Here is a 25,557-nt window from a genome sequence, read left to right on the forward strand (position 1 = left end):
AAAATGGAAAAAACTAAAAATATAGGGGTTTATAATGTCTTACCTAAAGAAAAGCCTACTTGCCACGGCAATTACCGGCATGATGTTCAGTGGTGCTGCATTTGCTGATGGTGCAAACAGTGACGCAGCAAAAGAGTTTCTAACCAAAGATTCATTTTCTTATGAAGTTTACGGAATCATCGCGATGCAGGCCGCGTACCGCGATTACGATTCTGGTAGCAAAGCAACGGACGATGATTTGGGTGGCATGCAGCTAAACAACGAATCTCGTATTGGTTTCCGTGGTAAAAAACAATTTGCTAACTTCGACCCTACTTTTATTTGGCAAATCGAAGGCGGTTATGTAGACCCTAGCTTTGGTGGCGAGGGCGCAGGTCTTGGTGAACGTGACACATTCGTCGGTTTTGAAAGTGCATCTTGGGGTCAAATTCGTCTGGGTCGCGTTTTGACACCTATGTACGAATTGGTTGACTGGCCAGCATCTAACCCTGGTCTCGGCGATGTATACGACTGGGGTGGTGCTATTGGTGGCGCCAAGTACCAAGACCGTCAATCAAACACTATCCGCTGGGACTCTCCAATGTTTGCTGACAAATTCTCCCTAGATATCGCAGCTGGTGCAGGTGATAAAGCAGGTCTAGGTGAAGGGGATGACTACTGGGGTGGTATCGCAGCACACTACAAAATTGGTCCTATCCAGTTAGATGCGGCATATGAAGGTAACCGTAATATCAAGATGGAAAGCCAAACGTGGGAAAACAACACGTACTTGATAGGGGCACAAGGCTGGTTTGATAACGGGATCTCTTTCTTTGCGCAATACAAATACATGGAAGCGGACGCAAGCAATGGTGTGAGTGAAAAGCAAGATGCAATGTCTGCCGCTATCATGTACACCACGGGTGATTGGCAATACAAACTGGCTTACGCCGCTAACTTTGATCTCGAGCGTGATGGTAAGAAAATTAACGATACAGCGGACGATGTGTTATCAGCACAAGTTATGTATTTCGTAGACCCATCGGCAGTGCTGTACGTACGTGCTCGTACTCTAGACTTTGGCGACGGTGCGTCTCAATTAGATAAACCAACAGAAGCACGTTGGAAGTCTGCTGACTACGACGAGTTCTCTGTAGGTGTTGAATACTACTTCTAATTAAAGAAGCAGCTAAAAGGGCGGAAACGCCCTTTTTATCTTGATACTTATTCAAATAAGCCTTTGAAATGACTGGCCTGTAAGTTTTAGAGGCTTATCTAAATTGGTATAAAGTGAGAAACCATGATGAAAAAAACAACGACACTTCTCGGACTTTGCGCAATGCTTTCGGCGCCAGCTTTTGCAGCTCAACTCACTCTGCAATCTGAATTAGTTCCTCGCGTTCTCAACGGCGAGTTCGTCTACCCTGAGTGGATATCCAAGAATAACAGCATCGAGTTAAAAGATGGGGAAAACCAATTGGCGGTAACGGTTGGACAAATTGTATTTGAAGATGGAAAGCGCCGTAAATTCGATTCGCAGCCGCTGGTATTAGAGTTTGATGCAGAAAAAGACACCGAGCTTTCTCTGACTTATCAAACATTCCGTACTATTGAAGAGGCGAGAGCCTTCGAACTCGATCCTAAAGTGGTATTGAAAGACAAAAACGGAAAAGAAGTGGCATTCTCTATGGTTCAACTTCGTAAAGGTGGTTTGCAAGGTTTTCGTGATTACGAACGAGAAGTTGCCGACTATAACAACGCAATGAATAAAGAATCGACCAAGGCAAGCATTGCGTCTTCTCCAGCGGAAACCAAAACAATCAAAGCATCGTTTAATGAATTGAGCCGTGAAGAGCAGCAAGAATTTATGCAATGGGCAATGCGTAACCTGAAGTAATTTCGTCTCGTGCTTTAACAGTAAATAGCAGGGCTGTGCCTTTTTGGTTCTGCCCTGTTTTTATTTCTGTTGTCAAACCGATTGTAGAATTGACTTACGGTGGTAAAATGTCGCCACTTTTATCCTTGACATTACAACGAGAGATCTCTCGTTGCTCATTACCCCTAAGGAACTCAAATGACGGTTAAAACTCGTTTTGCTCCTAGCCCAACTGGCTATCTACACGTTGGTGGTGCGCGTACTGCACTTTACTCTTGGCTATACGCTAAAAACCAAGGTGGTGAATTCGTTCTACGTATCGAAGATACAGACCTTGAGCGTAACTCTCAGGAAGCGGTTGATGCAATTCTTGAAGGTATGGAATGGCTAGGCTTGGAGTGGGATGAAGGTCCTTACTACCAAACTCAACGTTTTGACCGTTACAACGAAATGGTTGATAAGCTTCTTGCTGAAGACAAAGCTTACAAATGTTACGCGTCTAAAGAGCTGCTAGATGAAATCCGTGCAGAGCAAGAAGCAAATAAAGAAATGCCTCGCTACGATGCTAACCATCCAAAAATCAAAGCAGCAAACGAAGCGGCAAAAGATGGCGATCCATGTGTTATCCGTTTCCGTAACCCGAAAGAAGGCAGCGTAGTATTTGATGATCAAATCCGTGGTCGCATTGAAATCCGCAACGATCAAATGGATGACCTAATCATTCGTCGTACTGACGGTTCACCTACTTACAACTTCTGTGTAGTAGTGGATGACTGGGACATGGGTATCACGCACGTTGTTCGTGGCGAAGACCACATCAACAACACGCCTCGTCAAATCAACATCTACGAAGCACTAGGTGCGCCAGTACCTACATTTGCACACTGTGCAATGATCCTGGGTGATGACGGCGCGAAACTGTCTAAACGTCACGGCGCTGTATCAGTCATGCAATACCGCGATATGGGCTACCTGCCTGCGGCACTAAACAACTACCTAGTGCGCCTTGGTTGGTCTCATGGGGACCAAGAAATCTTCTCTCAAGAAGAGATGATCAATCTATTTAGCCTAAACGCAGTATCTAAGTCAGCGTCTGCTTTTAACACTGACAAACTGCAATGGTTGAACAACCACTACATCAAGAACTCAGATCCTGCGTACGTTGCTGAGCATCTACAATGGCATCTAGACCAACAAAAACTAGACGTAACGAATGGTCCTGCTATTACTGACGTGATCAAGCTGGTGGGTGAGCGTTGCAACACACTAGTTGAGCTAGCTGAGCAAATCCGTTACTTCTATGAAGATTTCTCTGAGTTTGAAGCGGGCGCAGCGAAGAAACACCTGCGTGGCGTGGCTAAAGAGCCTCTAGAACTTGCATTAGCGAAAGTGGAAGCACTAACTGAATGGACGACAGCGAACATCAAAGATGGCGTTATCGCAGCAGTATGTGAAGAGTTGGAAATCGGCATGGGCAAAATCGGTATGCCATTACGTGTTGCTGTAACAGGCGGGGGTCAGTCTCCTTCTGTCGATGCAGTAATGGAGCTGGTTGGAAAAGAGCGTTGTATTGCTCGCATTAAGATGGCGCTTGAGTTCATTGCTGAGCGTGAAGCAAACGCATAATTGCTTTGAACTGAACGTTCTTTTGAATAAATAGTCACAAAGCCGCGGTGAGCAACCGCGGCTTTTTTGTATCTTCAATTTAGATAACGAGAAACTTTCTCTCATATTGGTGAATGAAGAGATGGTTTCACCTGTAATTTACCTCAATATGGATAAGATTTTTTAATCCAAATATCGTTGGTATGAATAAAAAATGAGCGATTACATATCAAATATCTGATTGATTTTTATCCATGTTCCTTAAAGTTCCATTTTATTTGTCTCATTTTTAAGAAAAATCTTTGCTTTAGCTATGTTGTTCCAAAAATTAAAGCAAACGTTTGCGTCGTGGTTGCGTGGGGATTTTTTTGCTTAAGATCACATGTTGTCGAGATTTTTGATGACAATAAATTGACAGAATTGGGATTTTTCTCGCGATTTCTTAGCGTTATAGTTCATCCCGTCAGCGATACCGAGATGGCGATATGTATCTCTGAACAGGAAATGTACGTAAGTTGCTTCCATAAAAAAAATGCATGTGCATAAAAAGAAGCTGACTAAGTATGTCACTCAAGGAATGAATAAAAAGAATTGAAATACAACGTCAGTCAGACGGCGCATTTCGGCATCTAACAAAAGAACTTCTTTAGAGGAATCAATAATGAAAAAATTAGCAGCGGTAATTTCAGCGTCTCTACTTATGGCTTCAGCAGCACAAGCAGAAGTATACGTTGGTGGTAAGATGGGTAAGTCATGGATGGAAGACGCGTGTGTAGCGGGCCAGGCTTGTGACAAAGACGATTCTACTCTTGGCGCTTTTGTTGGTTACGAAATGAATAAATACTTCGCAGTAGAAGCGGGTTTCGACAACATCGGTGATTTTAACCAAACTTCTTTCGGTGGCCACGTAGAAGCAATCACTCTTGCTCCTAAATTTAGCCTACCAATCACTGAAGACATCGCACTTTACGGTAAAGTGGGTGGCGCTTACGTAATGTTTGATGGCAAAGATGATTACTCTTACCTAGGCGCAGCTGGTCTTGAATTCAACCTAAGCCAAAACGTAACAGCTCGTGCGGAATACCAAACACTGACTGACATCAGCAACGATGTAACTCGTGCGACAGGTAACACTGCAACACTAGGTGTTTCTTTCAAATTCGGCGGCAACGATGAGCCAGTAATCGTAGAAGAGCCAGTTGTTGTTGAAGAAGTGGTTGTAGAAGAAGTGGTAGAAGAGCCAGTTGTAGTTACGAAAACATTCGAAACTCAAACAATTGGCACAGGTAGCTTCGATCTAAACAGCACAACTCTAAAACCAGAGAGCGCTGCAAAACTTGATAACCTAGTTGCTTTCCTAAACGAGCACCCACAAGCGAACGTTGAAGTTGTAGGTTACACAGATACGTCTGGTCCAGCAGCTTACAACCTAAAGGTTTCTGAAAAACGTGCTGAGTCTGTTGCTAACGCACTCGTTGAAAAAGGTATTGATTCATCACGTATCCAAGCTCGTGGCGAAGGTGAAAATAACCCAATCGCTTCAAACGACACTCGTGAAGGTCGTCAACAAAACCGTCGCGTAGAAGTCGTTGTTCCAGAATTTGAATACCAAGTTCAGCAATAAGCTCCTATTCGACCGTAGTATAGAAGACTGAAGCTGAAAGCCCCAAAGAGTTCGCTCTTTGGGGCTTTTTATTTCTCTTTAAAAACTGACTGAAATGTTCAAAGTGGCTAGGTATTACTTAAGATCAATGCTGTTTAAACGCCCCATGAATGTCAGGATCTCCAAGTTATCTTTATGTGCTTCTAACAACGCTTTTTTGGTTTGCATGTAGGCGGCAAGTTTGCCGTACTTACTAATAGAGCGAACCACCGTTTTATATTTATACTCACCGTCATCATTGAACTCTCGCCACTTGGCGATGTAACACGTATCTCGGTTGTCAGGGTTTTCAAGAGTAGGGTTAGGCTTGTGAACGATTTTAGGCTCAACGCTATGTGGAAGCCTAGTCATTAGGTAAGGGTCTTTCAAAAGACGTCGCCAGAATTTGCCCCACATTTGCCGGCCTAACTCGTTTCTCAGCTTAATGGCTTTTTGTAAGCCTTTCTTTTCTCCAATACGAACAAATCCTACCGAGCGGTGTAGTACCGTATCCTCGGGGGTATGGATATGTATCTTAAAGGCTGTCTTGCCTTTAGAAATAAAGCGGTGTCCAGTGTTAGTTATTAAATTGCTCTTAGACATAGTGCTAACTAATAATTTTATTAATAGCCAAAAGGGTAAGCAAAACTCATAGATAATTAAAGTAATAAAATACAAAACTGTAAATAGGGCTTGTTGAAATGATTTCAAGGGGAAGAAGTCAGATCAGTAGAAGGCTTTATCCCGTAACCGAAACACCCGATCCGATCATATTGATTACTGGGAAGATTATCTAACACGGTGTACTAGGGGGAGCAGTGCGAGGCTTGAAATTGAAGATACAAAAAAGCCTTAGCTCAAGTGGGAGCTAAGGCTATGATATGGCGCCCCCAGTAGGATTCGAACCTACGACCTGTCCCTTAGGAGGGGACTGCGCTATCCAGCTGTGCCATGGGGGCGTAATACCAATAGTTGCAGTTCATTGCACTGTTTTACTGAGTTCAAATCTAGCAATCTACTTAGATCTGTATCAGCATCACGTTGAACGATTCGCTACGGTCATTGGTATAATCAAATAAGATGCGCTGCCTATGATATTCAAAAGTGAGCATATCTCAAGACTTAATGTTTGCTTTTATAGGATCTTGTTCATTACGTCGCCAATTTGAACGCTAGACGCTAAATTTGGCTGATCAATCGTCAGTTCCGCTTCGTGTTCGTATATGCGTGATACCGTTAATGTAATTTCGCTTTGCGAGACTTTGTTTCTTGGCAATCCATTTTGGTCGATAAACGACGCGGTGTGCCAAAGCTGCAATTTGTCTCCCTCTTTTACGCCGTGCATGCGGCCGAGATCCATCGTTACGGTATTACCGAAGACTGCCACAACCTCTGGCAGTGTAATTTTGCAAGACAGCTCCGACTCCAGATCCAACATAATATTGCGACTAACGCGAAGCATCATCTCGCCATAGGTCGATGCCCAAAAACGTGCACTACGAGTGTCCACTTGACTCGTCTTAGCAAATGGCCAACGCGCGACCTCACGGTAGGCTTTGTTGAAGATTTCATGGCCAGTTTTACCATCAAATACTTTCATTTCTAACGCAAACTGACGATTGATGATGTCATCTTGCAATAGTTGAGATTCGACCGTTGCAGTGAGATCGGTGATGACCCCTCCAATGATGTATTGTGCGCCATTGTCTTGCGCGATCATTTGAGTGCGAGCAGGATAGTTGCTGCTTATTGAGTAGTCCGTTGTACCAACAGACACAAAGCTGCGTGAGGTTTGATCAAGTTGACGGTTCACTACGTGGCTAAAATCGTCACCAACTTGATAAATTTGTCCCATCACTGCTTGTTGTGGTGATGCGACCTCAATATTGCCGACCAGCATTGTCTTTTTGTATTGATCGGTGTGGCAACCCGTTGCCGATGGATAAATATCAACGCGGATTTTTACCTCGACTTTACCGCGACGTTTGCGTTCAGATTCGACCAAAATGTAACGGACTTCATGATTGGTAAACTGGTATTCGTTGCGGCTTTCTTCTAATAGCGGCATCAAGTTGCTAATACTGCCAATATCTGCGCCCGAAAAATTGACGGCTTTGAACAGCGCGTCTTCCAACGCATGGAGCCTTGCCGTCTCTTCTGAAGAAACGATGGTGGCAACGCCTGTGACTTCATACCAAGATGCCATTACCTTAAAAGGCACAAGCATCACTAAAGTGATTGAAAACAGACTGTTTAATATTTTTTTCATTGGTTACAACCGTTCGGGTATAAATATTGCTTTAACAAATTCAGTGAAGTTTGGTGGGTTTTTCTTCGTTAGGCAAACAAAGAAAAGCAAAGACTGTTCCAATATTCACTTTCTTGGAAAGGAATTAATAAAGAACGGTATCACCTAAGATTATCTGGAGAATCAAACCATGAAAAAGTGGCTTGTCGCCGCATCGATGATGACGCTTCTGACATCGTGCGCGTACTCACCGATTTACAATGGTAAAGAACCGTACTCGGGAAGCCAGTTCATGCTGATGGATAGTCCGCGTCATACGATGGACTTTTTCATTGAGAGCATGACAGAAGACCTGATGGTTTCTAATGTGGCAGTATCAGCGCGGACACCGATTGCGATTACCTCGTTTGTTGATCTACAAAATATGGATGCAACAAACTGGTTAGGTAACTCGGTCTCTGAAGGTTTTATCCATCAGTTTCAGCGCCGAGGGTTTAAAGTGGTTGATTTCAAAACTACGGGCTCTATTCAAGTGACGCAGCAGGGCGATTTTGCTTTAAGTCGTGATTGGCAAGATTTAGCTCAAGAGCAGCAAATTCAGTATGTACTGACCGGAACAATGTTGCGCCAAGAGGGCGGAGTGCTTGTCAATGCACGCGTGGTTGGCATGCAAAGCCGTGTAGTTGTAGCGACAGCGCAAGGTTTCCTTCCGGCTGACCGTATTGGGCGTGACTTAGATACGTTAAATAGCATCCGCACACAAGATGGTGTGTTGATTCGTTCTGACCCTACCATTCGTCAGCCGTACACTGTGATTCTCCGTCCATAGGATAGAAGCATGAAGAAGTTATTATTTATTGTTGCCACACTGATATTGGTTGGGTGTCAGCCATTACAACAGATGCGTCAAGATGAAATCTTAGTTGCGGTGGGCTACGCTAGCGTCAGTGAGCAAACAGGCCGCACAGTAGAAGAAAAGCGTGTACGAGCAATGCGCGCATCAAAAATTGATGCTTATCGTGAGCTAGCAGAGCAAGTTTATGGCATGCGTGTTAGTGGACGTGCAGAGCTGCAAGACCAGCGTTTGGGTATTGAAAGCACCACTGGTGCCGTCGATGGTGTAATTCGTGGTGCAGAAGTTGTGCGTAGTTATCTTGTTGAAGACAGTTATGTGACTGAGCTGCGTCTGGATATCCGTAAGATGGATAAGCTACGTGATTATGGAGAAGTTCAGCAGGTGCCTGAGAAGCGTCAGCAAACCTTGTTTTAAACCATTTCACTAGACAGATAATCTTTTTGAGCGGCTTATTGGTAACAATGAGTCGCTTTTTTATATCTACGTGAGCGCGGGAATTGAGGGTAGGAGTGACGTTTAAGCTTTTATATTGGTGCCAAGCGTCGAGATAGTGTGGGTTTTTCCGCCCGCATTGTAGGTCATGCCAACTTTGCCATGAGTTCGCTGAAGCATGTTGTTGAGTTTATTGAAGCTCAGCTGTGCGCGACTAAGCGATTCGCCATTTACTTGGTTAACTTGTTGACAGTCGAGGACGATCGATTGGATTTGAGCAACAACCTGACTTAGGTGCTCATCTTCAGTAAGTTGATTGACGTGCGGGTGAGAGGCGATTCGCTGATCAGTTGTTCTGAGCTGATCAATGAGCGTCATCTTCTGTTTGGCAATGTTCTCAATCTCGGTAGAGACACGCGCCGTGATTGCTTGTGTTTCTTGGCGTAAAACAGCGGAAAGTGCCTTAGCATTTTCTAGCTGGAAATTAACGAGATCGACTAATGCTGCCATAAAATACTTACCTTCGGCCTAAGTCAGTTAGCTTTTGCCTTGCAATTCGTTTTCAAACTTAATCATGTTGTCAGCCAATTTTTCAGGATCGACTTTGTATGAACCGTTTGTGATAGCTTCTTTGATTGCTGCAACTTTGGCGCTGTCATATGCCGGAGAAGCTGCCATATCCTTCTGGAGTTTACTGACGGCTTTACTTTGCTGGCTGAGTGATACTGCGTCTTGTTGCGCTGGCGCCTTTTTTGATTCTGTCGTGCTGGTAGCATTGGAATCGTTACGTGCAGGTGCGCGACTTGTTGTCGTCATCATTTGCCCTGAACGTATATTATCTATACCTGCCATGTTTAACCTTTGCCTTGTATCGTAATACTGGTATCCAGACTATCGACCAGCGCAAAAATAACTTTAGTCATTTTTTGCATTTTTATTGATCAGTTTAAACACGCTACCAGTGGGTATTAAAAATTAACAGTGATTTCCGCAATGTCAGTCACTATGCCTTCTATTATACGTTGTGACTTATCATTTTTCACTCTTACTTGATCGCCAGCTGAACCATCCTGCAATGCTGTGCCTTGCGTTGTGATCGTCATGCCAGAATTCACCGCTTTGATAATGACCTTTTCATTTCGGCATACCACACAAACATCATTTCTCTCTACGACATCGCCTAAGCGAACATTACGCTTTAGCTTTGCCCCAACCACTTGATCGTAGCTAGAAAATCCATCTTTACGAAAGCGCTGTAGCTCGATCATGGAAGTGGTAACATCCGATGCGCTGACGATTTCTCCTCTCCCTAGTGTTCGTGTCGCGACGATCATTGGTACTGATACCGAGATCCTCACAGGGACATAGACTTTCCAGTCATCCGGTTGGCATTCCACTAACACATTGATGTTACTTCTCGTGCTGCTGGTGGAAGAGGCAGATGTATCTAACGGAACAGGGCAATCCGTTGCTTTTATTCTCGAGTCGATCTCTGCCGCATTAACAGATAGCTCGCCACCATCAGGCTGATCAACCGTAGCAAGAATATGTTGTTCTGCTGCTGTTTTTATTTGCTCGATCTGATTATCTGAAGCTGAATGAACAAAAAAGCTAAACATACTGAGCAAAATGCCGATAGACTTAGCGTACTTTGTAATTAGCGCTCTACATATTGTCATAGTCAATGGTGTCGAAGTGAAAGTGAAATACGCCATACTGTCTCCCTGGTATCGTGCTTGCCAGTGGTAGAGTATCATTTAAAAACAAAAAGTTTGAGATGGAGATGAGCATATGACGGGGATTCTTGACTCGGTGAATCAGCGTACGCAACTCGTCGGTCAGAACCGATTGGAATTATTGACCTTTCGACTGATGGGCCGACAGCGCTACGGCATTAACGTATTCAAAGTGAAAGAAGTACTACAGTGCCCTAAGCTGACTTCAATGCCAAATCTACACCCTCTGGTTAAAGGTATCGCTCATATCCGCGGCCATACCGTGTCCGTTATTGATTTGAGCCTGGCAATTGGTGGCCGCCCAACCACTGATTTAGATAAATGTTTTGTTGTTATTGCAGAATTTAACCGTACGATCCAAGCATTTTTGGTATCATCGGTTGAGCGTATTATCAATATGCATTGGGAAGCGATTTTGCCACCGCCAGACGGCGCAGGTAAAGCGCACTACTTGACTGCCGTGACAAACATTGACAATGAGCTGGTTGAGATCCTTGACGTTGAAAAAATCCTGGCAGAAATTGCGCCAGTTGATGAAACTATGGATTCCGCTATTGGCGAAGAAATCGCACAAGCAGAACAAGAAAAGCCTATTGTACGCCGCATACTGATTGCTGATGACTCGACGGTCGCGCGTAAACAGGTAGAGCGTGCGATTACATCCATCGGTTTTGAGGTCGTATCTGTCAAAGACGGCAAAGAAGCGTACAATAAGTTGATTGAAATGGCTCAAGAAGGCAATATCTACGATCAAATTTCGTTGGTTATTTCCGATATTGAAATGCCAGAAATGGACGGCTATACCTTAACGGCTGAAATTCGCAGACATGCCGATTTGAAAGACCTTTATGTTATCCTCCATTCTTCATTAAGTGGTGTATTCAACCAAGCTATGGTTGAGCGTGTAGGTGCCAACACCTTCATTGCGAAATTTAACCCAGATGAGTTGGGTAACGCGGTTAAATCTGCATTAACACAATAAAAGAGACATTAATGACTGCTATTACAATCAGTGATCAAGAGTATCGTGACTTTAGCCGTTTTCTAGAATCGCAATGTGGCATCGTGTTAGGTGATAGCAAGCAATACCTCGTGCGTAGCCGACTGAGTCCTTTAGTGACGAAGTTTAAGCTCGCATCGTTATCAGATTTGCTACGTGATGTTGTTACAGGGCGTAATCGAGAATTACGAGTCGCCGCTGTGGATGCGATGACGACTAACGAAACCTTGTGGTTTCGAGATACTTATCCGTTCACGGTTTTAGCTGACAAATTATTGCCAGAAGTAGCGGCAAGCAAGCGCCCAATTAAGATCTGGTCTGCTGCCAGTTCATCGGGCCAAGAACCGTATTCTATTGCAATGACGATCCTGGAAACGCAACAGCGCAAGCCGGGCTTGTTACCAAACGTGTCCATTACAGCCACAGATATTTCGGCAAGTATGCTCGAGATGTGTCGTGCAGGGGTGTACGACAACTTGGCTTTGGGTCGCGGGCTTTCACCAGAACGTCGTCGCACCTTCTTTGAAAATGCGGACGGTGGTCGCATGAAAGTTAAAGATAACGTCAAGCGTTTGGTGAACTTTCGTCCACAAAACTTGATGGACAGTTACGCACTGATGGGTAAGTTCGACATCATTTTCTGTCGTAACGTATTGATTTACTTTTCTCCAGAAATGAAATCTAAAGTGCTTAACCAAATGGCGAGCAGTTTAAACCCTGGTGGCTACTTGCTGTTAGGGGCATCAGAGTCGCTAACTGGTCTGACTGATAAATTTGAAATGGTGCGCTGTAATCCGGGCATCATTTACAAGCTTAAATAGCGGTATCTCTTCATTGATAGAAAAGCCTGACTTCGTGTCAGGCTTTTTTGTTTGTTACCTTTCTGCGCCGAGCGCTTCATGTATCACTCAATTAGTTGAAGCGCGTTTTTGCCTTGTGCCCTCAACACGGTGTATCTTTATTAAGTGAGCAAAGTGATACGACATGACATTCCAGTTACTTTGGCTCACTTATTGCTATTTCAATTCACGGTAACCACTAGGTTGGTGTAATGCTTTAGGTTTTGGCATGCTAATTGCTTTTTGGTTATCAATCACGGTCAGTTCTTAATTGTAGAGGCAAACATGGCTATATCTTTTGACAATGCACTAGGCATCCACCAGCACACGGTGGGCGTACGTGAGCGCAATGCAGAGGTGATTTCCACCAACATCGCACAAGCAAACACGCCTGGTTACAAAGCAAGAGGTTTAGACTTTGCGAAGGAATTGCAAGCGGCAACATCTGGGGCAAGCATTGGTCTTAGTCGCACAGATGGTCGGCATATTCCTGCCACTACAACGTTGGTTGGGGACAAGTTATATCGTCTTCCTACGCAACCAGATACGGGAGATGGCAACACGGTAGACTTGGATTTAGAGCGTAACTTGTTTATGCAAAACCAAATCAGACACCAAGCATCACTCGACTTTCTAGGCAGCAAATTCAAGAACTTAACCAAAGCAATCAAAGGGGAATAATTTAGATGAGCTTATTTAACGTTTTCAATGTGACAGGTTCCGCAATGAGCGCTGAATCCGTTCGTCTGAATACTACCTCAAGCAACTTGGCGAACGCCGACAGTGTCAGCAGCTCTGCGAAAGACACTTACAAAGCGCGTCATGCCGTGTTTGGTGCAGAGTTAAGTAACGCCATGCGTGGCGGTGATACGGTGCCAGTGAAAGTGATGGGTATTGTAGAAAGTGATAAACCGCTGAGTGCGGAGTACAACCCAGACCATCCCCTTGCAAACGAAGAAGGCTACATTTACAAGCCTAACGTCAATGTAATGGAAGAAATGGCAAACATGATTTCAGCTTCTCGTGCATACCAAACTAATGTACAGGTCGCTGATTCTAGTAAACAAATGCTGCTGCGTACGCTGCAGATGGGTCAATAAGGATAAGGGGGTAGCGTATGGCCGGAATTAACAACGTTGGTCAAAGCGGCTTGTCCTATATCGACCAGCTTAAAAGTCTACAAGAGAGTAACAAGAAAGCGGAAGAGAGCACGGGTAAGCAGGACCTAAAACAGGAAGACTTCTTATCATTGCTCACGAAGCAACTGTCTCAGCAAGACCCTTTTAAGCCGGTAAGTAATGACCAGATGATTGCGCAAATGGCTTCATTTGCGACCGTTGATGGCATTGGCAAGATGAACACTCAGTTTGAGAGTTTGAATTCGTCAATGACATCAAATCAAGCGTTACAAGCTTCCTCTTTGGTAGGGCGTGACGTATTGGTCCCAGGAGCAGCAGGTGTGAAGCAGGACGACGCACCAATGGCGGCAATGGTTAAGCTTTCACAATCTATCGATAATCTGTTTGTTCGTGTAGAGGATGAAGCTGGCCAACTGGTTCGTACCTTTGAGGTAGGGGCGAAACCAGCCGGCGACACGCGTGTGCTTTGGGACGGTAAAGATGAAAGCGGAAATCCACTGCCAGCTGGCAAATACAAAGTGAAAGCGTCTGGCTTAGTTGAGGGGGAGTCGCAAGAGTTCCCAGTATCGACGTATGCCAACGTAAACAGCGTATTGCTTGGCAAAGGTGACGGAAACGTATTACTCAATCTGGCTGGTTTTGAATCGCCAGTTCGACTTGCAGAAGTATTGGAAGTCGGCAAAGCGTAGTCATAGCTCGCTAGATTAGGAGATTTTGGAATGTCATATGTATCTTTAAGCGGTTTGTCCGCCGCCCAACTGGATTTGAACACCACCAGTAACAACATTGCGAACGCCAACACTTACGGCTTTAAAGAGTCCCGTGCTGAGTTTGCTGATGTCTACTCTAACTCTTTATTTACTAACGCAAAAACCACACCGGGTGGTGGTGCACAAGCAAGCCAAGTGGCACAGCAGTTCCATGAAGGCTCTAGCATTTACACCAACAACCCAATGGATTTGCGTGTTTCGGGGACAGGTTTTTTCGCTGTAGCGAAAGAGCGTCTAACTCCACAACAGAATGAACTGACACGTAATGGTGCATTTCACTTAAATAAAGAAAACTACATGGTGACCGCGAACGACGAGTTCTTATTAGGTTACCAAGTGGACCCAAGCTCTGGTGAGGTTTCTTCATACGAGCCACAACCCATCAATATTCCTGCTGAATTTGGTAAGCCAAAACAAACAGCAAACATTGAAGTGGGTGTGAACTTGCCAGCGAACGGCGATTTGAAAGATCCAACGCAGTTTGATTTTTCAGACCCAGATACATACAACCGTTCAACCTCTTCGACAATTTATGACTCGATGGGTCAGTCTTACAAGCTAACGACGTATTACTTGAAAGATCAGACTCAGCCAAATACATGGAACACTTACTACACCGTGACAGATAAAGAAGGTGAAAAGCCTTTAAATGTTGCGGCTGGTGATGCGCAAACGCCAACAGGTCATGTGGGGCATACCATGAAGTTCAACAACGATGGTACGTTGGCGAGCTTGAACAATGGTCAGCCAATCACTTCTGTGGCTCTGGGCGATCCGGCGACGAACACGACACCAGTCGATATGAATGGTGCCGATCCTGCGCAGACGCTTAACTTCGGCTTAGGCTCAGCAACACAGTTTGCGGCTCCGTTCGAACTGACTAAGTTTGACGAAGACGGTGCAACGACGGGCTTCCTAACCAAAGTTGACTTCGATGAAAACGGCAGCGTATTGGGGACTTACTCAAACGGTGAAAACGTTACATTGGGTCGTGTTGCTCTCGTACGTGTTCCAAACGAGCAAGGTCTGGATAAGAAAGGCGGCACTCAATGGGATTCAACGCAGTTCTCTGGTGACAAGATCTGGGGTGAATCAAATAAAGGCTCTTTCGGCACCATCAATAACGGTATGCTGGAACAGTCAAACATTGATATGACGCAGGAGTTGGTGGACCTGATCTCTGCTCAGCGTAACTTCCAAGCAAACTCACGTTCGCTAGAAGTACACAACCAACTACAACAGAATATCTTACAGATCCGCTAGAGCACTAGCTGGGTCATTCGATATTCTGCTTGAGTAAGCAATGGCGTGTGATTGCTTCTTAGTAATTACCGCTTTGTTCACTTTCATCATGACATTCATCTGATGCTTAGCCTGAATACACCTCACTCAGGCTAAGCATGCTTTGATCTACGATTTGCCGCTGTTGCCGCCGTATGGATCAAAACCTTGCCTCTCGTTACAGTTTTCTGCCTCTATTGACCTCTTTTCATTGTTGATTTTTAATTCAAAGTATTGATTAATAAGTTTATTTTTGTTTTGGCATAACTATTGCTTTTACTCCGTGTACAGAGAGATTTTTTGGAGTAATTTATGGATCGCGCACTGTTTCTCGCAATGAGTGGCGCCAAGCAAAATATGCAGGCACTACAATTGCGCGCTAATAACTTGGCTAACGTAAGCACGACCGGATTTCGGGCTGATTTAGCACAGGCTCGCTCAATGCAGGCTTATGGTGAAGGCCATCCTTCACGTGTGTTCAGCATGACAGAGCGTCCAGGGCATAACTTTGCTCAAGGTAGCGTGATTACAACAGGGCGTGATCTGGATGTGACGATTGAAGGCAGCGGTTGGATATCGGTACTCGATCACACAGGGAAAGAAGGGTTGACCCGTAACGGCAACCTAAAAGTAGATCAAAATGGCATGCTTACCAACGCAAGTGGTCATTTGGTGCTGGGTGAAAACGACGCGCCGATTACTTTGCCTATTCCTCTCTCCAAAATTGAAATCGGTCGGGATGGCACCATCTCTGTACTTCCTCAAGGTGCCCCGGCAGAAGAATTCCAAGCGGTTGATCGCATTAAGCTTGTTAAGCCTAATGATCAAAGCTTGTTTAAAGACACCAATGGCTTATTTCGCCATAAAACTCCAAACCAACCTTACGAAGCAGACGCGACTGTTAGCCTCCAGACGGGAGCGATAGAAGGCAGTAACGTGAATGCCGTAGGTGAAATGACCGCATTGATTGACTTACAACGTCAGTTTGAAATGCAAGTCAAGATGATGAGCACAGCTGAAGAAATGGATAAATCTTCAGATTCACTGCTTCGTATGAGTTAACAGAGTTAGAGGTTCACTATGCATCCAGCACTATGGGTAAGTAAAACAGGTCTAGACGCCCAACAAACCAACATTGCCACGATTTCGAACAACTTGGCGAACGCCTCTACTGTCGGCTACAAAAAGAGCCGTGCAGTATTCGAAGATCTGTTCTATCAGAACATCAACCAGCCTGGCGGCCAGTCATCTCAGAACACGGAACTGCCAAGTGGCTTGATGCTAGGTGCGGGTTCTAAAGTGGTTGCGACGCAAAAAGTGCACACGCACGGCAATGCACAGACAACGACCAACGCACTGGACATGATGGTGGAAGGCGACGGCTTTTTTCAAGTGACATTGCCGGACGGCAACATCGGTTATACCCGTAACGGTCAGTTCACGCTCAATGGTGAAGGCACGTTAGTCACGTCGGGTTCTGGCTACCCTGTAGAGCCTGAAATTGTGATTCCAGAAGATGCGATTTCTATTACTGTCGGTACGGATGGTGAAGTGTCGGTTCGCGTCCGAGGTCAGCAAGACAACCAAGTCGTTGGTCAGCTAACCATTACAGACTTTGTTAACCCGGGCGGCCTAGAGCCAATTGGTCAGAACCTTTACTTACCAACGGGTGCCAGTGGCGATCCACAAGAGGGTGTTCCTGGTTTGGACGGTTTGGGGGAAATTCGTCAATCCATGCTGGAAGCGTCCAACGTGAATGTAACAGAAGAGTTGGTCAACATGATCGAAGCCCAGCGCGTTTACGAAATGAATTCAAAAGTGATCTCGTCAGTCGATAAGATGATGAGCTTCGTTAACCAGCAATTGTAACGATTAAGAGCAAGATTTGAGGAGCTCACGATGAAACGTATTTGCCTACTCGCTTTGATTGCTACGATGTCGGGCTGTGCCATGTTGGAACCGATTGAAACGGATGAAGTGACACAAGCAACCACTGTGGTCGACGCAGTAGAAGGCGATAAATCGAAAGAAGAGAGCAGCGGTATTGTAGATACTTTACGTGGTAGAAGCGATCCGGTTGCTGGCGACCCTGCTTGGGCTCCAATTCATCCGAAAAACAAACCTGAGCATTATGCTGCTGCAACAGGTTCGTTGTTTAGCGCCGAGCACATTACCGATCTCTACGACGATTCTAAACCACGTGGTATTGGCGACATTATTACCGTAACACTGGATGAGACAACCAGTGCGACGAAAAGCGCAAATGCCGATTTATCGAAAACCAATGAAGCGCAAATGGACCCGCTTCAAGTGGGCGGAGAAGAGCTGCAAATTGGCGGAAAATATAATTTCTCTTATGACTTAAACAATTCCAACTCATTTGCAGGTGACTCTTCTGCAAAGCAGAGCAACAGCATCAGTGGTTACATCACTGTTGAGGTGATCGAAGTACTGGCAAACGGGAACCTCGTGATCCGCGGTGAGAAGTGGATGACGCTAAATACAGGTGATGAGTACATACGTTTAAGTGGCACTATTCGTCCGGATGATATTAATTTCGACAACACCATTGCATCAAATCGTGTTTCTAACGCAAGAATTCAATACTCAGGGACTGGTTTGCAACAAGATATGCAAGAGCCAGGCTTCTTGGCACGATTCTTTAATGTAGCGCTATAACACGCCGTTCTGACGGCAATTTGACTGCAAGAGATAAGTAAGCATGAAAAAACTCCTTTTAGTACTGATGAGCGTTGCTCTGTTTTCTACCGTAGCCCAAGCCGCACGTATCAAAGACGTCGCGCAAGTGGCAGGTGTACGAAGCAACCAACTCGTGGGTTATGGTTTGGTTTCAGGCTTACCTGGTACGGGTGAAGCGAACCCGTTTACAGAGCAAAGTTTCGCCGCCATGCTGCAAAACTTCGGCATTCAGATGCCGCCGGGCACAAAGCCAAAAATTAAAAACGTTGCCGCAGTCATGGTTACGGCAGAGTTGCCGCCTTTCTCTAAACCGGGTCAGCAAGTGGACGTGACTGTCTCTTCCATCGGAAGTGCTAAAAGTTTGCGTGGTGGTACGCTACTACAAACGTTCCTCAAAGGTCTCGACGGTCAAGTTTACGCGGTTGCTCAAGGTAACTTAGTGGTGAGCGGCTTCAGTGCTGAAGGCGCTGACGGTTCTAAAATCGTAGGTAACAATCCAACCGTTGGTCTTATCTCTAGTGGTGCGACAGTAGAGCGAGAAATTCCAAACCCATTTGGTCGTGGTGATTACATCACGTTCAACTTGCTTGAGTCAGACTTCACAACGGCTCAACGTATGGCGGATGCTGTAAACAACTTCCTTGGCCCACAAATGGCGAGCGCTGTTGACGCGACATCAGTGCGCGTGCGTGCTCCTCGTGACGTCAGTCAGCGTGTTGCGTTCTTATCGGCAATCGAAAACCTAGAATTCGACCCGGCAGATGGTGCAGCCAAAATCATCGTTAACTCACGAACGGGCACTATTGTAGTTGGTAAGCATGTACGTCTTAAACCAGCAGCAGTAACGCATGGCGGCATGACGGTTGCGATCAAAGAAAACCTGAATGTTAGCCAACCTAACGGCTTTTCTGGTGGGCAAACCGTAGTCGTACCAGACTCGGATATCGAAGTCAGCGAAGAGCAAGGAAAAATGTTTAAGTTCGAACCAGGCTTAACGTTGGATGATTTGGTCCGTGCCGTGAACCAAGTCGGGGCTGCGCCTTCGGACTTGATGGCAATTTTACAAGCATTGAAGCAAGCTGGTGCCATTGAAGGCCAGTTGATCATCATTTAATGGTTAGGAGGTAGGTATAATGAACAATCCTAACGACATTGGTTTTATCCATGACATCAGTTCTCTGGACACTCTGCGTCAAAAAGCAGTGAAAGAGGGAAAAGATGGCGAGCAAGAAGCATTGCATGCGGCTGCTCGTCAGTTCGAATCGATCTTCACCTCCATGATGTTGAAATCCATGCGTGAAGCCAATGAGGGCTTTGAGTCCAACATGATGAACAGCCAAAACGAGAAGTTCTACCGACAAATGTTGGATGAACAGATGGCGAGTGAATTGAGTTCGTCTGGTTCAATGGGACTGGCCGATATGATTGTTAAGCAATTAACGGCTGGGCAAGGGAACGACAAAAAAGAAACGGCTATGCGTGATGCGGCAAACAATGCTGCGGAATATCGTCGTGTTGACCCGAAAAAAGCGCGCGAGATTGAACAGCGCTTGATTGAATCTGGTCAACTATCTCGACCAAGCAATGAACCCACTCGATTCGATTCACCAGAATCCTTTGTTAACTCGATGAAGCCATACGCGGAGAAAGCTGCGAAAGCCCTAGGTGTCGAGCCATCTTTGCTACTTGCGCAAGCCGCTTTGGAAACGGGGTGGGGACAAAAGGTCGTGAAGAACGCGCGTGGCAGCAGCAACAACTTATTTAATATCAAAGCAGATCGAAGCTGGCAGGGTGACAAAGTGACGACTCAAACTTTAGAGTTCCACGATAACACGCCAGTGAAAGAGACGGCAGCGTTTCGCTCCTACTCAAGTTACGAAGACAGCTTTAATGACTTTGTACGATTTTTGAATGACAACCCACGTTACGATACAGCATTGCAGCAACGCGGGAATTCAGAGTCGTTTATTCGCGGTATCCACAGTGCGGGTTACGCGACCGATCCGAATTACGCAGATAAAGTCCTGCAGGTGAAGGATAAAATCGAAAGTATGTAATGTCTCTGCGACAATTTATGACGTTCTCGAAGGCTTGCCATAGTGCAAGCCTTCACTTTATCTGAACATCTACGCCTTTCTATCACTTGGCACATCTTTTGCTTTTAATGTGTCTAGGTGATCGGTTTTGCCGATTTATATTTCGTTTTTGGGGGCATGTATGGCGTCAGATCTTCTGAATGTAGGTACTCAAAGTGTGCTTACTGCTCAGAGACAATTAAACACCACTGGTCATAACATTTCTAATGTTAATACAGAGGGTTATAGCCGTCAGTCTGTTATCCAAGGCACGAATGATCCGCGCATGTTCGGTGGTTCTACCTACGGCATGGGTGTGCATGTGGAAAATGTTCGCCGCTCGTGGGATCAGTTTGCCGTGAATGAACTGAACCTGTCGTCGACCAACAATGCCAACAAAACGGATACCCAAGATAATCTTGATATGCTTTCTAGCATGTTGAGCTCTGTGGCATCGAAGAAAATTCCCGAGAACCTGAATGAGTGGTTCGATGCGGTAAAAACCATGGCAGATACCCCGAACGATTTAGGGGCACGAAAAGTGGTATTGGAAAAGGCGAAAATCTTCTCTGATACATTAAATGATTTCCACGAAACCGTGCGACTGCAATCTGATGTCACCAATAAAAAATTGGATATGGGCATTGAGCGCGTTAATCAACTTGCGTTGGAAATTCGCGATATTCATCGACTGATGATGCGTACTCCCGGTCCACATAATGACCTGATGGATCAGCATGAAAAGCTGGTTACTGAGCTGTCAGAGTACACCAAAGTTACCGTAACCCCACGCAAAAATGCGGAAGGGTTTAATGTTCATATCGGCAATGGACACACTCTTGTTTCTGGCACGGAAGCAAGCCAGCTCAAAATGATCGATGGCTATCCGGATGTTCATCAAAGACGATTAGCAATGGTGGAAGGGAATGGCATTAAAGCGATCAAGTCTGATGATATGGATGGCAAAATCGGCGCTTTACTTGAAATGCGCGACAAACACATCCCACAACTGCAAGATGAAATGGGCCGTTTAGCGACGGGCTTTTCCTACAAAATTAATCAGCTGCAATCTCAAGGTCTGGATCTCAACGGTAAGATAGGTAAAGACGTATTTACCGACGTGAACTCTGAGCTGGTGGCAAAATCTCGAGTTTTTGCTGCGCCTGACTCCCAAGCTGATGTTGCGGTTTACATCGAGGACATTTCCGCGATCAAAGGTGGTGAATATTCGCTGCGTTATGATGGCGATCAATACAGCGTGACAACACCGAAAGGTGAGCAAATGTCGTTGAACATCGACCGTTCGGATTCGTCATTTGTTCTGGATGGTATGAAAGTGCAAATTGGTGAAGGCCTTGCCGCCGGTGAGCGCGTATTGCTCCGCCCAACGAGAAGTGGTGCAGCCATCATAAAGATGGAAACCAATGACGCAAAAGCTATTGCCGCACAAAGTTATGAAGCCTCAACCACTTTTGCCCAAGGTAACGCCAAGTTTAAAATTCGTGAGGCGGGGGATGTTAAAGAGTTTGAGGTTACCGTACAACCAGCCGACGAGAAGCATGATAAGCCGTGGTTAAAGATCACGGATAACAAGGGTAATTTACTATCGGACAAATACTCATACCCGTTAGATAAAGATAACCCGAAGATTGAAATATCAGTGCCGAAAAGCCATCCGCTGTATAAAAACGGCGATGCAACCGTGTTTGAGTTGAGCGAAGGCGCACTGATGAATGATAAATTCACCGCAAACTTGGTGCCTTCTGAAGGTGGTAACGGCAACTTGAGAAAAATGCAGAAGATCCAAACAGACAAGATGATGGATGGAAAATCCAGTACCTTGATCGATGTTTATCATAACCTCAATACCGAAGTTGGACTGAAGTCTTCTACAGCAAACCGTTTAGCCTCCGTCGCTCGTTTAGAGCATGAAGCGGCGCAAGAGCGCGTTGCTTCTATTTCTGGTGTTAACCTCGATGAAGAAGCGGCCAACATGATGAAGTTTCAACAAGCGTACATGGCTTCATCACGTGTGATGCAAGCGGCGAATGATACCTTCAATACCATTTTACAACTGAGGTAAGGAGAAGAGATAAGTGCTAACCCGAATTTCTAGTTTCCATAACTATCAGTCCGTACAAAATGATCTGCGTCGTCAAGAGAATAAGGTTCACCACAACCAAGAGCAACTTGCTTCAGGGAAAAAGTTACTGAAACCTAGTGACGACCCCCTCGCTGCGCATTACATCCAAAACATTAGTCAGCAACAAGAGCAGCTACAACAATATCTTAGCTCTATAGTGTTGGTGCGTAATCGTCTAGAAAACCACGAAGTTAATATCGCCAATGCGGAGAATTTTGCCGACGAGTCGAAGCGCTTAACGATGGAGATGATTAACGGTGCCTTTTCTGCTGAAGACCGACAAGCAAAGAAGCGTGAGTTAGAAGAGATTGCGAACAATTTCCTTAACTTAGTGAACTCGCAAGATGAATCTGGTAACTACGTGTTTGCGGGTACTAAGCCAAAAAGCCAACCATTCTATCGCGATAAAGACGGTAGTGTTCAATACGCTGGGGACGATTATCAGCGCAAAATGAAAGTCTCCAGCATGCTTGAGATGCCAATGAACGATCCTGGCAGCAAGCTGTTTATGGAGATACCAAACCCATTTGGCGACTATCAGCCGAATTACGATCTACAAAACGGCTCTGAGCTGTTGCTAAACAAAGCCACTAACGTTGACGCGAAGGATGATGCGGCGTATCGCGTGACATTTGTCGATATGAATAACGGCAAATTTGGTTACCAATTAGAGCGTAACGGCAAAGTAGTGGATGCCGATGAGTTTTCTCCAGAGAAAGGGATTGAATACAAAGGCCTGAAAGTGCACGTAAAAGGCCAAATTACGCCTGGTGACAGCATTGAGATCGAAAAGCGGGCAGAGTTCAGCATTTTCGATACCTTCAAGGATGCAATGGCATGGTCAGACAAATCGGTTTCGGATACGTCGGCGACCGCCAAATTGCACCAAATGACAGAAGAATTCCACGCTGCTTTTATCCATTTGAATAAAGCGCGTACAGATGCCGGTGCTCGATTGAGTACGCTGGATATCCAAGAGCAAAATCATGAAGACTTTAATTTGTCTCTGGCAAAAGCGAAGAGCAACTTTGAGGACTTGGATTACTCCAAAGCCGTGATCGAGTTCAGTGAAAACTCGCGAGCGTTACAGGCATCGCAACAAGCATTCGGTAAGACCAAAGATCTAACGTTGTTTAACTACATCTAGTATGACACTCATACACATTGTCTGATTTTGATGCCTTATGTGCAAAGCCTTAAGCGCGATAAGTCGACGTAACCTGAGAGTCTGAGATGTCATGCGGCACGATTTTACCCAAAGCGGCAATGATGCGGGAGGCAAGTCGGGCGGCAACAGGGCAGCGTTCAATACCCTTGGGCTAAGATGAGTCTGACAAACCGGAAATAGCTTAATGATAAAGCTAACTTATTGTTTATTTGATTCTTTTAAAAGTAGTTAAATAATTCACGCAAGTTGGCACACAAATTGTATTGAAAATATCAGAACAGATTTAGAGATTCTAAACCCTGCGTTTAAGGCAGATTTAGCAAGTAACTTTTACGGTCAGTGCTTATCCAAATGAGAGTAAAGCTGGCCGCTTCGCAAAAGCTTGCGAACTCAACAGGAGAGCAAAATGGCTGTAACAGTTAGTACTAACGTCTCCGCGATGACCGCGCAGCGTTACCTAAACAAAGCGACTGATGAATTAAACACGTCGATGGAGCGCTTATCTTCAGGACATAAGATTAACAGTGCAAAAGATGATGCGGCAGGTCTACAGATCTCTAACCGCTTAACTGCACAGTCTCGTGGCCTAGATGTCGCAATGCGTAACGCGAACGATGGTATCTCGATTGCACAAACCGCTGAAGGTGCGATGAATGAGGCAACCTCTGTCATGCAACGAATGCGTGACCTTGCGATTCAATCATCGAACGGTACTAACTCTCCGGCTGAGCGTCAGGCGATCAACGAAGAGTCAATGGCATTGATTGACGAGCTAAACCGTATTGCAGAAACCACTTCATTTGGTGGTCGTCGTCTATTGAACGGCTCATTCGGTGAAGCAGCATTCCAGATTGGTGCGAGCTCAGGTGAAGCCATGATCATGGGACTCACCAGCATTCGTGCGGACGATACTCGCATGGGCGGTGTGACCTTCTTATCTGAGAACGGTAAAGATAAAAACTGGAGCGTTGACCCAGCTAAATCTGACTTGAAGATTACGCTACCAGGTATGGGTGAAGACGAAGACGGCAATGTTGATGATCTAGAAATCAACATTAATGCTAAAGCGGGCGACGACATCGAAGAGCTTGCCACTTACATTAATGGTCAGTCTGATATGATTAATGCGTCTGTAAGTGAAGATGGCAAGTTGCAAGTTTTTGTCGCGCATCCAAACGTTCAGGGTGAGATTTCTATTTCTGGTGGATTAGCATCTGAGCTTGGCCTGAGTGATGAACCTATCAGAACGTCAGTACAAGATATTGATATGACCACGGTACAAGGTTCTCAAAACGCGATTTCTGTGCTGGATTCGGCACTGAAATACGTAGACTCGCAACGTGCAGACTTAGGTGCGAAGCAAAACCGTCTGAGTCACAGCATCAACAACTTGGCAAACATCCAAGAAAACGTTGACGCATCGAACAGCCGAATTAAAGATACAGATTTTGCGAAAGAAACCACGCAAATGACCAAAGCACAAATTTTGCAACAAGCAGGTACATCGATTCTTGCTCAAGCGAAACAGTTGCCAAACTCTGCAATGTCACTATTGCAGTAGTTTACTTAGCCTGTACTCAATACATTCAGACGTGGATGGGAATGCAGGCTTTTGGCAAGCAGCTTTACAATAGAATGAGCGGCTCTCTCATCTCTCACCTGCCAATCATTTTCAATGTAAAGTTGCACTCGGTATGCCGGAAATGTGTTCATTTCTCTTGATCTCCACATAGGCTCTGGCGACCAACCTAGCCCCAGTTCTCTCAAAGGAAAAGGGGCTTTTTCTTTTCTAATCTTCACGTCTATCGTCTGCGAACTTACCTTTAATTGTTTCCTTTTGCTGGTTTTCTATACAATTTAGCCCTCTCGGCTCGATTTGTGGAAACTTGAGCACTTTTTCTTACTTTTCTTCAATTTTATTAGCTAAATCTCGCAATGTTATTTTTTTAAACTTTTTTCTAAAGCTTCTGAATTTGGTGTCGTTAATAGAGGTAACTTTGAGAGAACTACTTGGTTTTCCGAGACGTCGGAAACCGCTACACCGGAAAATCAATTGGAGAAATCACCA

Annotated in this window: 25 protein-coding genes and 1 tRNA gene; 20 read left to right on the forward strand and 6 right to left on the reverse strand. The window is 45.1% G+C overall.

All coding sequences use genetic code 11. The features are described 5' to 3' along the window. Positions 1–34: 34 nt before the first annotated feature. The 4 genes from chiP to R8N46_RS22275 all read left to right on the forward strand — a co-directional run bounded on the left by chiP (position 35) and on the right by R8N46_RS22275 (position 5,084). Entirely contained in the window at positions 35–1,156 is a 1,122-nt protein-coding gene (gene chiP, locus R8N46_RS22260; protein ID WP_033906930.1) for a chitoporin, read from the forward strand. Between the two features lie 123 nt (positions 1,157–1,279). Next, complete coding sequence (locus R8N46_RS22265) at positions 1,280–1,876, forward strand: DUF2057 domain-containing protein (protein WP_005382008.1); 597 nt, start codon at positions 1,280–1,282, stop codon at positions 1,874–1,876. Between the two features lie 177 nt (positions 1,877–2,053). Continuing rightward, complete coding sequence (gene gltX / locus R8N46_RS22270; RefSeq protein ID WP_005384075.1) at positions 2,054–3,481, forward strand: glutamate--tRNA ligase; 1,428 nt, start codon at positions 2,054–2,056, stop codon at positions 3,479–3,481. Between the two features lie 640 nt (positions 3,482–4,121). Continuing rightward, on the forward strand, positions 4,122–5,084 hold the full coding sequence (locus R8N46_RS22275) for an OmpA family protein (RefSeq protein ID WP_005382010.1): 963 nt from the start codon (positions 4,122–4,124) through the stop codon (positions 5,082–5,084). 114 nt (positions 5,085–5,198) lie between these two features. Here R8N46_RS22275 and R8N46_RS22280 read toward each other — a convergent pair whose 3' ends face one another. The 3 genes from R8N46_RS22280 to R8N46_RS22290 form a co-directional block, all read right to left on the reverse strand. Then, positions 5,199–5,705, reverse strand: coding sequence for a hypothetical protein (locus R8N46_RS22280; protein ID WP_005382011.1), 507 nt, complete (start codon positions 5,703–5,705; stop codon positions 5,199–5,201). 279 nt (positions 5,706–5,984) lie between these two features. After that, positions 5,985–6,061 (reverse strand) — tRNA-Arg (locus R8N46_RS22285). 176 nt (positions 6,062–6,237) lie between these two features. Then, the gene (locus R8N46_RS22290) at positions 6,238–7,371 is read right to left on the reverse strand and encodes a flagellar assembly protein FlgT (RefSeq protein ID WP_005382012.1); all 1,134 of its coding nucleotides are present in this window, start codon (positions 7,369–7,371) and stop codon (positions 6,238–6,240) included. A gap of 169 nt (positions 7,372–7,540) precedes the next feature. On the opposite strand from R8N46_RS22290, the gene R8N46_RS22295 reads away from it, so the two are divergent. Both R8N46_RS22295 and flgP read left to right on the forward strand, forming a co-directional pair. After that, complete coding sequence (locus R8N46_RS22295) at positions 7,541–8,179, forward strand: FlgO family outer membrane protein (protein ID WP_005382013.1); 639 nt, start codon at positions 7,541–7,543, stop codon at positions 8,177–8,179. Between the two features lie 9 nt (positions 8,180–8,188). After that, positions 8,189–8,620: a flagellar assembly lipoprotein FlgP gene (flgP, locus tag R8N46_RS22300; RefSeq protein ID WP_005382014.1), complete on the forward strand. Its 432-nt coding sequence runs from the start codon at positions 8,189–8,191 to the stop codon at positions 8,618–8,620. Positions 8,621–8,722: 102 nt separating this feature from the next. Here the strand turns inward: flgP and R8N46_RS22305 are convergent, their stop codons facing one another. From R8N46_RS22305 to flgA, 3 genes are all read right to left on the reverse strand, one after another. After that, the gene (locus tag R8N46_RS22305) at positions 8,723–9,148 is read right to left on the reverse strand and encodes a flagella synthesis protein FlgN (protein WP_005382015.1); all 426 of its coding nucleotides are present in this window, start codon (positions 9,146–9,148) and stop codon (positions 8,723–8,725) included. A 27-nt stretch (positions 9,149–9,175) separates the two neighbouring features. Next, positions 9,176–9,490: a flagellar biosynthesis anti-sigma factor FlgM gene (flgM, locus tag R8N46_RS22310; RefSeq protein ID WP_005382018.1), complete on the reverse strand. Its 315-nt coding sequence runs from the start codon at positions 9,488–9,490 to the stop codon at positions 9,176–9,178. Between the two features lie 116 nt (positions 9,491–9,606). Further along, positions 9,607–10,353, reverse strand: coding sequence for a flagellar basal body P-ring formation chaperone FlgA (gene flgA / locus R8N46_RS22315; protein ID WP_005382020.1), 747 nt, complete (start codon positions 10,351–10,353; stop codon positions 9,607–9,609). Between the two features lie 76 nt (positions 10,354–10,429). Here flgA and R8N46_RS22320 point away from each other — a divergent pair, with 76 nt between their 5' ends. From R8N46_RS22320 to R8N46_RS22385, 14 genes are all read left to right on the forward strand, one after another. Further along, complete coding sequence (locus tag R8N46_RS22320; protein ID WP_005382022.1) at positions 10,430–11,356, forward strand: chemotaxis protein CheV; 927 nt, start codon at positions 10,430–10,432, stop codon at positions 11,354–11,356. Between the two features lie 11 nt (positions 11,357–11,367). Beyond that, on the forward strand, positions 11,368–12,195 hold the full coding sequence (locus R8N46_RS22325; RefSeq protein WP_005382024.1) for a CheR family methyltransferase: 828 nt from the start codon (positions 11,368–11,370) through the stop codon (positions 12,193–12,195). A gap of 303 nt (positions 12,196–12,498) precedes the next feature. Next, positions 12,499–12,894 (forward strand): flagellar basal body rod protein FlgB, encoded by a 396-nt coding sequence (gene flgB / locus R8N46_RS22330; RefSeq protein ID WP_005382026.1) that lies wholly within the window; start codon positions 12,499–12,501, stop codon positions 12,892–12,894. Positions 12,895–12,899: 5 nt separating this feature from the next. Further along, positions 12,900–13,313 carry a flagellar basal body rod protein FlgC gene (gene flgC / locus R8N46_RS22335; RefSeq protein WP_005393132.1) on the forward strand — a complete coding sequence of 138 codons (414 nt, stop codon included), beginning with the start codon at positions 12,900–12,902 and terminating at the stop codon, positions 13,311–13,313. Between the two features lie 17 nt (positions 13,314–13,330). After that, positions 13,331–14,041 carry a flagellar hook assembly protein FlgD gene (gene flgD, locus R8N46_RS22340; RefSeq protein ID WP_005382029.1) on the forward strand — a complete coding sequence of 237 codons (711 nt, stop codon included), beginning with the start codon at positions 13,331–13,333 and terminating at the stop codon, positions 14,039–14,041. A 30-nt stretch (positions 14,042–14,071) separates the two neighbouring features. Next, positions 14,072–15,385 carry a flagellar hook protein FlgE gene (gene flgE / locus R8N46_RS22345; RefSeq protein ID WP_005382030.1) on the forward strand — a complete coding sequence of 438 codons (1,314 nt, stop codon included), beginning with the start codon at positions 14,072–14,074 and terminating at the stop codon, positions 15,383–15,385. Positions 15,386–15,715: 330 nt separating this feature from the next. Further along, positions 15,716–16,465 (forward strand): flagellar basal-body rod protein FlgF, encoded by a 750-nt coding sequence (gene flgF / locus R8N46_RS22350; protein WP_005382031.1) that lies wholly within the window; start codon positions 15,716–15,718, stop codon positions 16,463–16,465. An 18-nt stretch (positions 16,466–16,483) separates the two neighbouring features. Next, positions 16,484–17,272, forward strand: coding sequence for a flagellar basal-body rod protein FlgG (gene flgG / locus R8N46_RS22355; RefSeq protein ID WP_005382032.1), 789 nt, complete (start codon positions 16,484–16,486; stop codon positions 17,270–17,272). A 30-nt stretch (positions 17,273–17,302) separates the two neighbouring features. Beyond that, a complete protein-coding gene (gene flgH, locus R8N46_RS22360) occupies positions 17,303–18,082 on the forward strand; it encodes a flagellar basal body L-ring protein FlgH (RefSeq protein ID WP_005382033.1) in 780 nt (259 codons plus the stop codon). 43 nt (positions 18,083–18,125) lie between these two features. Further along, positions 18,126–19,217: a flagellar basal body P-ring protein FlgI gene (locus R8N46_RS22365; RefSeq protein ID WP_005393118.1), complete on the forward strand. Its 1,092-nt coding sequence runs from the start codon at positions 18,126–18,128 to the stop codon at positions 19,215–19,217. A gap of 16 nt (positions 19,218–19,233) precedes the next feature. Beyond that, the gene (flgJ, locus tag R8N46_RS22370; RefSeq protein WP_053807678.1) at positions 19,234–20,160 is read left to right on the forward strand and encodes a flagellar assembly peptidoglycan hydrolase FlgJ; all 927 of its coding nucleotides are present in this window, start codon (positions 19,234–19,236) and stop codon (positions 20,158–20,160) included. Between the two features lie 160 nt (positions 20,161–20,320). After that, a complete protein-coding gene (gene flgK, locus R8N46_RS22375) occupies positions 20,321–22,261 on the forward strand; it encodes a flagellar hook-associated protein FlgK (protein WP_115385803.1) in 1,941 nt (646 codons plus the stop codon). 13 nt (positions 22,262–22,274) lie between these two features. Beyond that, positions 22,275–23,468 carry a flagellar hook-associated protein FlgL gene (gene flgL, locus R8N46_RS22380; protein WP_005382037.1) on the forward strand — a complete coding sequence of 398 codons (1,194 nt, stop codon included), beginning with the start codon at positions 22,275–22,277 and terminating at the stop codon, positions 23,466–23,468. 427 nt (positions 23,469–23,895) lie between these two features. Further along, positions 23,896–25,050: a flagellin gene (locus tag R8N46_RS22385; RefSeq protein ID WP_005382038.1), complete on the forward strand. Its 1,155-nt coding sequence runs from the start codon at positions 23,896–23,898 to the stop codon at positions 25,048–25,050. Positions 25,051–25,557: the final 507 nt, after the last annotated feature.

Source organism: Vibrio sp. 1874, from assembly GCF_033344395.1.
In the GTDB taxonomy this organism is placed as follows: domain Bacteria; phylum Pseudomonadota; class Gammaproteobacteria; order Enterobacterales; family Vibrionaceae; genus Vibrio; species Vibrio alginolyticus.

What these genes read in the sequence shown, in the direction of transcription:
- flgA (WP_005382020.1), bottom strand. Translation starts at nt 10,353, where the DNA reads ATGGCGTATTTCACTTTCACTTCGACACCATTGACTATGACAATATGT.
- flgF (WP_005382031.1), top strand. Translation starts at nt 15,716, where the DNA reads ATGGATCGCGCACTGTTTCTCGCAATGAGTGGCGCCAAGCAAAATATG.
- R8N46_RS22365 (WP_005393118.1), top strand. Translation starts at nt 18,126, where the DNA reads ATGAAAAAACTCCTTTTAGTACTGATGAGCGTTGCTCTGTTTTCTACC.
- flgC (WP_005393132.1), top strand. Translation starts at nt 12,900, where the DNA reads ATGAGCTTATTTAACGTTTTCAATGTGACAGGTTCCGCAATGAGCGCT.
- R8N46_RS22280 (WP_005382011.1), bottom strand. Translation starts at nt 5,705, where the DNA reads ATGTCTAAGAGCAATTTAATAACTAACACTGGACACCGCTTTATTTCT.
- R8N46_RS22385 (WP_005382038.1), top strand. Translation starts at nt 23,896, where the DNA reads ATGGCTGTAACAGTTAGTACTAACGTCTCCGCGATGACCGCGCAGCGT.
- flgB (WP_005382026.1), top strand. Translation starts at nt 12,499, where the DNA reads ATGGCTATATCTTTTGACAATGCACTAGGCATCCACCAGCACACGGTG.
- R8N46_RS22305 (WP_005382015.1), bottom strand. Translation starts at nt 9,148, where the DNA reads ATGGCAGCATTAGTCGATCTCGTTAATTTCCAGCTAGAAAATGCTAAG.
- flgH (WP_005382033.1), top strand. Translation starts at nt 17,303, where the DNA reads ATGAAACGTATTTGCCTACTCGCTTTGATTGCTACGATGTCGGGCTGT.
- flgM (WP_005382018.1), bottom strand. Translation starts at nt 9,490, where the DNA reads ATGGCAGGTATAGATAATATACGTTCAGGGCAAATGATGACGACAACA.
- flgG (WP_005382032.1), top strand. Translation starts at nt 16,484, where the DNA reads ATGCATCCAGCACTATGGGTAAGTAAAACAGGTCTAGACGCCCAACAA.
- flgE (WP_005382030.1), top strand. Translation starts at nt 14,072, where the DNA reads ATGTCATATGTATCTTTAAGCGGTTTGTCCGCCGCCCAACTGGATTTG.
- R8N46_RS22265 (WP_005382008.1), top strand. Translation starts at nt 1,280, where the DNA reads ATGATGAAAAAAACAACGACACTTCTCGGACTTTGCGCAATGCTTTCG.
- chiP (WP_033906930.1), top strand. Translation starts at nt 35, where the DNA reads ATGTCTTACCTAAAGAAAAGCCTACTTGCCACGGCAATTACCGGCATG.
- flgK (WP_115385803.1), top strand. Translation starts at nt 20,321, where the DNA reads ATGGCGTCAGATCTTCTGAATGTAGGTACTCAAAGTGTGCTTACTGCT.
- flgP (WP_005382014.1), top strand. Translation starts at nt 8,189, where the DNA reads ATGAAGAAGTTATTATTTATTGTTGCCACACTGATATTGGTTGGGTGT.
- flgD (WP_005382029.1), top strand. Translation starts at nt 13,331, where the DNA reads ATGGCCGGAATTAACAACGTTGGTCAAAGCGGCTTGTCCTATATCGAC.
- R8N46_RS22295 (WP_005382013.1), top strand. Translation starts at nt 7,541, where the DNA reads ATGAAAAAGTGGCTTGTCGCCGCATCGATGATGACGCTTCTGACATCG.
- R8N46_RS22325 (WP_005382024.1), top strand. Translation starts at nt 11,368, where the DNA reads ATGACTGCTATTACAATCAGTGATCAAGAGTATCGTGACTTTAGCCGT.
- R8N46_RS22275 (WP_005382010.1), top strand. Translation starts at nt 4,122, where the DNA reads ATGAAAAAATTAGCAGCGGTAATTTCAGCGTCTCTACTTATGGCTTCA.
- R8N46_RS22290 (WP_005382012.1), bottom strand. Translation starts at nt 7,371, where the DNA reads ATGAAAAAAATATTAAACAGTCTGTTTTCAATCACTTTAGTGATGCTT.
- gltX (WP_005384075.1), top strand. Translation starts at nt 2,054, where the DNA reads ATGACGGTTAAAACTCGTTTTGCTCCTAGCCCAACTGGCTATCTACAC.
- R8N46_RS22320 (WP_005382022.1), top strand. Translation starts at nt 10,430, where the DNA reads ATGACGGGGATTCTTGACTCGGTGAATCAGCGTACGCAACTCGTCGGT.